Genomic DNA, 7640 nt, shown 5'->3' with positions numbered 1-7640 from the left:
AAATTCAGCAATCCATTAGGCCAGTCTATAATTATGGGCGCTTTAATGATGTTAACCAGCGTTGGGGTTATTACAATAATGAACTTTTTCTAAGATCAAGATTTCTCATTTTAGCAATAAGACTTCATATAGTCCCGCTCAAAACTGAGTGGGACTTTTACTTTTTTCATCTAGATCAGTCCGTGTATATTAATTTTCTGCTGTGACTTTCGATAGAGAATAATTCTGAAGGCTTATTATTACGCAGTTTTGCAGTCAGATTATTGAGAATTAGGGATGCGATCGCTATTTATCTTACTCCTAGTGACCGACTGGCGCTTTTGCTCTTGCACCGCCTTTACCCAGAAATAGCAACAGAGGTAATGAGCAAAGAAACCCTATCCCTACCACTCGAAAGCAATCTGCGTAAGATAAAACCGCAGCTTGAGTATCATAGCGATAACTAAAAACCTAATCCCGAACCAATCAACGGCTTGGCTTTGTGTCTCACTCTTATCTTTGTCTTGGGGCAAAACATGAAAGACATCGCCACTGCAACGATCCCGAAGGGAATATTAACGAAGAAAATCCACCGCCAGCCCAAACCATCTACCAAAAATCCTCCTAAAGTTGGGCCGATGGCTGGGCCAGCAATTACACCTACCCCAAAAACTGCCTGTGCTAAACCCTGTTCAGCAGGTGGAAAAGTCTCGAACAAAATCGCTTGGGCTTTAGCTAGCAATCCGCCACCACACAAACCTTGAAGAATTCGAGAAAAAACTAGCATCGACAGATTAAATGCCAAACCGCATAAAACCGAGGCCAGGGTAAAGCCAATCAACGAGAAGATAAAGTAGGTTTTGCGTCCAAAGTAATCTCCCAGCCATGCAGATAAGGGAATTAAGACGACATTTGCGATCGCATATCCAGTTACTACCCAGCCGACTTCACTAACAGTTGCACCCAAACCCAATTCCAACTTGTTAGCAAAATAACTTTCCATCATAGGTCATAAATGAGATGATGGAGAAATTAGAGAAAAAGGTGAACAATTGTTATTTTTCTCCTTCCGCTTCTGGTTGCAGAATGGCATCACAGTATTGAATGAGGGTTGTCAAGCGATCGCTAATCGTTTGAAGTCTAGTTTGTACAGTAGATGCTTGCCGCGCTCCTTGGAAAAACATCACATCTATTTCCAACAGGCGCAATTGCTTGCTCATCTCCGTTTGATAAGACTGCACTCGCCAGTTTTCATCAGCCAAAGGCACAATCTGTTGCCCGAAAAATTGCTGCAAGGTGGCTACACGCTGCCGCAGTTCTGGCGCAACGATTTGGGTAGTTGTGGCATCGGAGCGTAATTGCTCTAATAAAGTTACGAATGCCAGATATTTCTCACGGTTTAAAGACATCCAGTGCTAGTTAAGATAGTATTAATGTCAAGTAATTTTTCTTCTACAATAAACTTTCTTAAAGACTTATCAGCACTAAAAGCCTCAAATCGTAATTTGGGGCTTTGTTTGCCATCAATGGATTTTCTTTAACGATTCTTGAAATTCAAACTGGATGACTACCACTGGCAATTGGAGAATCGTCCTTACACTGCTTTTTCCAACCCGTCTTTGGGTAACAGCATCTTTTCAGGGCGATGCTGCTAGTTTTATTTATCATTCACTTATCTACCGATCCATTCAAACCCAAATTGTATGAGCAGTATAGCGATAAATTCATCAGTTGACCTTGCCATTCCCGAATGGTTAAAAAAATGTTTGAAGGAGTCATCGACAACTAGCGGCGCAGGGGAAGATGACAGAAAGCATAATGATGCCGTCTTAATTGGTCGAGCATTTGAATTTGCTTACCAACTGCATCAAGGTCAATACCGCAAATCTGGAGAACCATACATTGCTCATCCCATTGCTGTGGCTGAATTGCTGCGTGACTTGGGAGGCAGTGCTGCTATGATAGCAGCTGGATTTCTCCATGATGTCGTTGAAGATACAGAAGTTACAAGTCAAGAAATAGAAGAGCGCTTTGGCCCAGAAGTACGGCAATTGGTCGAAGGTGTCACCAAGCTTTCTAAAATCAATTTCACCAGCAAAACCGAAAGCCAAGCCGAAAACTTCCGGCGGATGTTTTTGGCAATGGCGCAAGATATTCGGGTAATTGTGGTGAAATTGGCAGATCGTTTGCATAATATGCGAACTTTACAATATATGTCAGAGGCCAGCCGCCGCCGCAGTGCCCAGGAAACGCGAGATATATTCGCACCCTTAGCCAATCGCTTGGGGATTTGGCGAATTAAATGGGAACTGGAAGATTTGGCTTTCAAGTATTTGGAACCGGAAGCTTACCGCCAAATGCAAGAGCATGTTTCTGAAAAACGGACGGCGCGAGAAGAGAAATTGGCTAGAGCCACGAATATGTTGCAAGAGCGTTTGCAGCAAGCCGGAATCCACTTTCAGGAAATCAGTGGTCGCCCCAAGCACCTTTATAGCATTTACCAAAAAATGCACCGCCAGCAAAAGGAATTTCACGAAATTTACGATTTGGCAGCGCTGCGAATAATTGTTCAAACCAATGAAGAATGCTATCGGGCATTGGCGGTGGTTCATGATGCTTTTCGCCCAATTCCTGGGAGATTTAAAGACTACATTGGATTGCCAAAGCCTAACCGTTACCAGTCGTTGCATACTGGGGTGATTGGATTAACTGGCCGTCCTTTAGAGGTGCAAATTCGGACAATCGAAATGCATCATATTGCCGAGTATGGGATTGCCGCCCATTGGAAGTATAAAGAAACAGGTGGTTCTAGCATTAGCCATTTGACAGGCACAGATGACAAGTTTACTTGGCTGCGGCAACTGCTGGAATGGCAAACCGATCTTAAGGATGCCCAAGAATATCTTGATAGCGTCAAAGATAATTTATTTGAAGATGATGTCTATGTCTTCACCCCTAAGGGGGATGTTGTTCCTTTAAGTCCTGGCGCTACCACTGTAGATTTTGCTTATCGCATTCATACAGAAGTCGGAAACCACTGTTCAGGGGCGCGGGTGAATGGGCGAATGGTGCCACTGTCAACGCGGCTGCACAATGGCGATATTGTAGAAGTTCTCACCCAAAAGAACTGCCATCCGAGTCTAGATTGGTTGAACTTTGCCAGAACTTCGGCGGCAAAATATCGGATAAAACAATGGTACAAGCGATCGCGCCGGGAAGAAAATGTCGCCCGTGGACGGGAATTGTTAGAAAAGGAACTGGGTAAAACTGGTTTTGATAGTCTGCTGAAGTCGGATGCGATGCAGATTGTCGCCGAAAAGTGTAACTACCACAGCGTGGAAGATTTACTTGCCGGTTTGGGTTACGGAGAAATTACGTTGAACCTAGTGCTAAATCGCTGGCGAGAAGTAGCGAAGGGACAACAACCAGTTGCCACTGTGTCACCATTTATCCCTAAAGAACCAGCGACATCAAAAGCTTTGCGAGATGCACCTCCAACTACCTCACGCTCCACTGATTCGCCAATTTTTGGAGTGGAAGGTTTGGTATATTATCTAGCTGGGTGTTGTACCCCAATTCCTGGCGAACCGATTATTGGTGTGGTGACGCGAGGTAGGGGGATTTCAATTCATCGCCAAGGCTGCCATAATCTAGAGACTGTGGAGTATGAACGCTTAGTACCAGTTAGGTGGAACCCAGCCGCCGAAAATAGTGGTCGTCCGCATACGTACCCAGTAGATGTTCAAATTGAAGCTCTGGATCGCGTAGGAGTGTTAAAGGATATTTTGTCACGGTTAAGCGATCAAGGGATCAATGTCCGTCATGCCCAGGTAAAAACCTCTACTGGTCAACCGGCATTGATCGACTTAGGAATAGATATACGCGATCGCTCTCAACTAGAGCAAGTCTTCATCCAAATTAAGAAAATGAGCGACATTTTGAATATTCGCCGCGTCGGTCAAATTGACGAGTAGATGCGCCAGTTTGGTGCGTTAACGGAGTGTAACGCACCAGTTTAAGTTGCGATTTCACTTTCAAATTTCGCTGAAATAGTCAGCCGTAGTTATAGGTGAGCGCTTCTAATGGCAAAATTACTGTAAATGTAGACCCTTTTCCTAGCTGTGAATCTACTTTAATTTCACCATCCATTAACTGAACCAATCGAGAGACTATTGCTAAACCTAATCCTGTACCATCAGAACTTTGCACTTGGGGAGCAGTTACTTCCCGAAAATAAGGATTGAAGATTTGTGCTTGAGCATCTAAAGAAATACCAATACCACTATCAGTAACAGAGATAGCCCACTGCTGCTGAGATACCGTCCAGCACTCCAAATGAATCGAACCAGATTCTGTATAGCGAATTGCGTTACTCAGCAGATTTATCAAAATTTGCTGAAGCCGAAGCGGATCTGTGATAACCTAACTTGGAGCGCGTTCGCCTTTGGCGTTGGCGAAGCCATCGCATTCGACAACCAAGGATAATTCTTTAGTACGCGCTAGTGGCTCAATTATCTCTAAAACAAAGTTGATTAAACTACGCACATCGGTTAAAGTAGGCTGCAATTTCATCTGTCCGGCATCATAGCGCGAAATTTCCAAAGTGTCGTTAATTAATCGGACAAGAAGTCTACCACTCTTGAGAACTCGCTCGATACTTTCAAGATTTGCATAGCTGTCTTTGAGTTCCGATTGTTGACGCTGCTGGCGCATAAATAAGTCTGCGTAACCGATGATTGAAGTCAGGGGCGTTTTCAGTTCATGAGCCAAATGAGAGAGACTATCTTTATTAGCGCGAACCAAACGAGTTAGTTCTTGATTAGTCAACCGCAACTGACTTTGAAGTTGTTTAAGCTCTTGTAATCGTCCTTGAGTATAACTGTTAAAGCAACGTGCGATCGCTTCATCAATTACTGTATCAATCAGGCGAACCGCCCTTAGCACATCTTGTGCAGATCCTTGTAATAAATCTTCTTCTAAAAAGGAAAAAATCACAAACCGGAGTAAACGGTATTCTCGCGCAATTTCCGCTGGTTCAAATCCCTGTTGGGCGCGAAGTGTTCCGTGTTCTAAACTTGCATCTACTACTGTCTGCAAATCGCTCGTTTCAGATTCAGAAAGTACTGTTGCTAATGCTTTCAAAACACGGGGTAAGCTATCCCGTACAGCTTTGAAAGTAAGTTCATTAGTAGCTTCAATTTGTTGATCTTGGTAAACTGCTTCTACCCATTGATCAAGAATGGCATCACTTTTTGCAATTAGAGTCTGACTAAAATCCATCTTCTGCCTAACCAAAAACAGCGAAGCCTGTTCCACTAGAGGTAGATTAGCTAGCCTCACTCAAGACGGCTGTTTTTGGAATGCAGACCCTACTTTACCAGAATCACCAGCCGTTAGCAGAAGTTTACAAGGTGGCACGAGAGGAATGGGCAATTGAACAGGGAATTAATTTGACAGAGATCCGCGCTAAACGTGCTATCAGCACTACTCAAGGTTACTCTAGTCAAGACCAGTTAGCTAGCTTAGAGACTCATTTAGAAATGTTGAGCAAAGCTGGATTTAAGACAGTTGCAGTACCTTGGAAATATTATGGTTTAGCGGTATTTGGTGGCTGTTTGTGAAAATTTTAGGTTTTGGATGCCTAGATTTGAAATTCCCCTGTCTCCAATAGGCATTTATAGCATTAACAGCTTGATAGTAACAAAACAGCAATAAATAATATTATTTTTGTTGATAAGAACTAACATATAAACTCATTAGGTCTGTAAAGGAGGTCTTGCTAACTCACACAAGGATTTTGACTGAAACTTGCGTTAATTAAGCTCGCTTTGTGTTTTTATACAATATTTCCACATCATAAGTACCTGTGAGGATACTATCAATCCTCTACAGACCTATCCAAAAATACAGAGTAGAAAATTTCCTTCAGAAAAACCAGAGACACGCGATTTGGATTCGTTTTTCTGCTCCTTTCTCCAGTGGAGTTAAAGCCACTGTTTGCCATCACTTAGTTTCAAAAGGAGAATATCTCGGATGGCGCGAAATAAAAAGAAATCAGCCGGGTTTAAGTATGAGCATCCCCTTGTCTCTAGATGCCCTATTTGTTGTATTATCCCGCCTCACATGTTGGAAAATGTCGTGGTGAATGGCAATCCTCAGCAGCGGAGTTGGGCTTTTCATACATTAAATGTTTCAGCACAGCTTCGCGGACGCAGAGATGTTATAGGTACTATCTCCTTTGCACCTTCTCCGGGTGAAAAGCGCCGCACCATCTACGATGCCAAAAATGACCAGCAACTACCTGGCACATTGGTACGTGGTGAAGGAGACCCACCAAGCAGTGATGCAGCAGTAAATGAAGCCTACGATGCTGCTGGTGCTACTTATGACTTATTTCATGAAATATTTGATCGCAATTCCATTGACGACAAAGGACTACGTTTAGACTCCACCGTGCATTATGGCGTTAAATATGACAACGCCTTTTGGAACGGCGACCAAATGGTTTATGGTGATGGCGACGGAGAAATGTTTCAACGCTTTACGAAATCAATCGATGTGATTGGGCATGAGTTAGTTCACGGGATAACTCAGTATGAAGCGGGTTTGCAGTATTATGGCGAACCAGGGGCACTAAATGAATCGTTTTCTGATGTCTTTGGTTCCTTGGTGAAACAAAAGACCAAAAATCAGACTGCACAAGAGGCAGACTGGCTGATTGGTGAAGGTCTTTTAGTCCCGACTGTCAAAGGTGTTGCCCTCCGCTCAATGAAAGCACCAGGAACAGCTTATAATGACCCAGTACTGGGTAAAGATCCCCAACCAGGTCATGTAAAAGATAAATATACAGGTGTTGAAGATAATGCTGGGGTACATATCAACTCAGGAATCCCTAACCATGCCTTTTATCTAGCGGCTGTTGAGATTGGTGGCTATGCCTGGGAAAAAGCTGGCAAAATATGGTATATAGCCTTACGTGATCGCTTGCGTGCCAAAGCAGATTTTAAAAAAGCTGCCAACGTTACCATTCAAGTTGCTGGCGAACTCTACGGCAATGACAGTAATGAGCAAAAGGCTGTGCGAAATGCCTGGCAAAAGGTAGGAGTTATTTAGAGTTAGGAGTTAATAGTGAGGAGTTGGGAATAAATAGTCAATATCTTCCACTTCTTCACTCAGTACTCAGGACTGATTAATCTGTTGTTTGTTGTTGTTAAACTGGGAGTTGAGAACTTATCATCTCCCAGTCTTAGTATGTATTTCAACTAAATAACACAACGGAGAGCAAAAAAATGCGGGTATCATTTGAACGCACGGGCGGCTTTGCTGGAATTACCAAGAAGACAACCGTTGATACAGATACTCTCCCACCACATGAAGCTGCCACACTTCCCCAACTAGTGGAAGTTGCTGATTTATTTAGGCTACCGGAACAGATTACTTCGCCAAATCCCCAGAGCGATCGCTTTCAGTATAAGTTAACAGTAGAAGATAACGGCAAGCAGCATACAGTGACTGTCAGTGAGTCAGCATTGCCAGGAAGTTTAAGACCCCTAATTGAATGGCTACAGACGATACCACAGAAAAGGTAAAAAGTAAAAAGAATTACTTATAAGTCTCTGAAGCTAAGTAAGTCGGTGAGAATAAATCAAACTAGATTAAGT

The 7640-nt window shown here is 43.2% G+C and carries 6 protein-coding genes and 2 pseudogenes; 5 read left to right on the top strand and 3 right to left on the bottom strand.

The window, feature by feature from the left end:
* The first annotated feature begins 263 nt into the window (after positions 1-263).
* Complete coding sequence (locus IQ229_RS05715) at positions 264-446, top strand: hypothetical protein (protein WP_194042055.1); 183 nt, start codon at positions 264-266, stop codon at positions 444-446.
* On the opposite strand, the gene IQ229_RS05710 is transcribed toward IQ229_RS05715, so the two are convergent.
* Positions 443-985, bottom strand: a complete 543-nt coding sequence (locus tag IQ229_RS05710) for an MFS transporter (protein WP_228013188.1) — start codon at positions 983-985, stop codon at positions 443-445. The genes IQ229_RS05715 and IQ229_RS05710 overlap by 4 nt on opposite strands.
* A 49-nt stretch (positions 986-1034) precedes the next feature.
* On the bottom strand, positions 1035-1388 hold the full coding sequence (gene patD / locus IQ229_RS05705; protein ID WP_194042053.1) for a heterocyst frequency control protein PatD: 354 nt from the start codon (positions 1386-1388) through the stop codon (positions 1035-1037).
* Between the two features lie 294 nt (positions 1389-1682).
* Between patD and IQ229_RS05700 the strand changes: the two genes are divergently transcribed.
* Complete coding sequence (locus tag IQ229_RS05700; RefSeq protein WP_194042051.1) at positions 1683-3953, top strand: RelA/SpoT family protein; 2271 nt, start codon at positions 1683-1685, stop codon at positions 3951-3953.
* 79 nt (positions 3954-4032) lie between these two features.
* Here the strand turns inward: IQ229_RS05700 and IQ229_RS05695 are convergent.
* Positions 4033-5259, bottom strand: a pseudogene (locus IQ229_RS05695) (ATP-binding protein).
* Between the two features lie 52 nt (positions 5260-5311).
* Between IQ229_RS05695 and IQ229_RS05690 the strand changes: the two are divergent.
* The 3 genes and pseudogenes from IQ229_RS05690 to IQ229_RS05680 all read left to right on the top strand — a co-directional run.
* Positions 5312-5600: pseudogene (locus tag IQ229_RS05690) on the top strand (class I SAM-dependent methyltransferase); the annotation flags it as partial.
* 412 nt (positions 5601-6012) lie between these two features.
* The gene (locus IQ229_RS05685) at positions 6013-7092 is read left to right on the top strand and encodes a M4 family metallopeptidase (protein ID WP_194042049.1); all 1080 of its coding nucleotides are present in this window, start codon (positions 6013-6015) and stop codon (positions 7090-7092) included.
* A 176-nt stretch (positions 7093-7268) separates the two neighbouring features.
* Positions 7269-7568 (top strand): protealysin inhibitor emfourin, encoded by a 300-nt coding sequence (locus tag IQ229_RS05680; RefSeq protein ID WP_194042047.1) that lies wholly within the window; start codon positions 7269-7271, stop codon positions 7566-7568.
* The last annotated feature ends 72 nt before the right edge of the window (positions 7569-7640 follow it).

It is taken from the genome of Nostoc cf. edaphicum LEGE 07299, from assembly GCF_015207245.1.
Classification (GTDB): domain Bacteria; phylum Cyanobacteriota; class Cyanobacteriia; order Cyanobacteriales; family Nostocaceae; genus Nostoc; species Nostoc edaphicum_B.
This window is presented reverse-complemented; position numbering and strand designations above follow the sequence as displayed.

What these genes read in the sequence shown, in the direction of transcription:
- IQ229_RS05710 (WP_228013188.1), bottom strand. Translation starts at nt 985, where the DNA reads ATGATGGAAAGTTATTTTGCTAACAAGTTGGAATTGGGTTTGGGTGCA.
- patD (WP_194042053.1), bottom strand. Translation starts at nt 1,388, where the DNA reads ATGTCTTTAAACCGTGAGAAATATCTGGCATTCGTAACTTTATTAGAG.
- IQ229_RS05700 (WP_194042051.1), top strand. Translation starts at nt 1,683, where the DNA reads ATGAGCAGTATAGCGATAAATTCATCAGTTGACCTTGCCATTCCCGAA.
- IQ229_RS05685 (WP_194042049.1), top strand. Translation starts at nt 6,013, where the DNA reads ATGGCGCGAAATAAAAAGAAATCAGCCGGGTTTAAGTATGAGCATCCC.
- IQ229_RS05680 (WP_194042047.1), top strand. Translation starts at nt 7,269, where the DNA reads ATGCGGGTATCATTTGAACGCACGGGCGGCTTTGCTGGAATTACCAAG.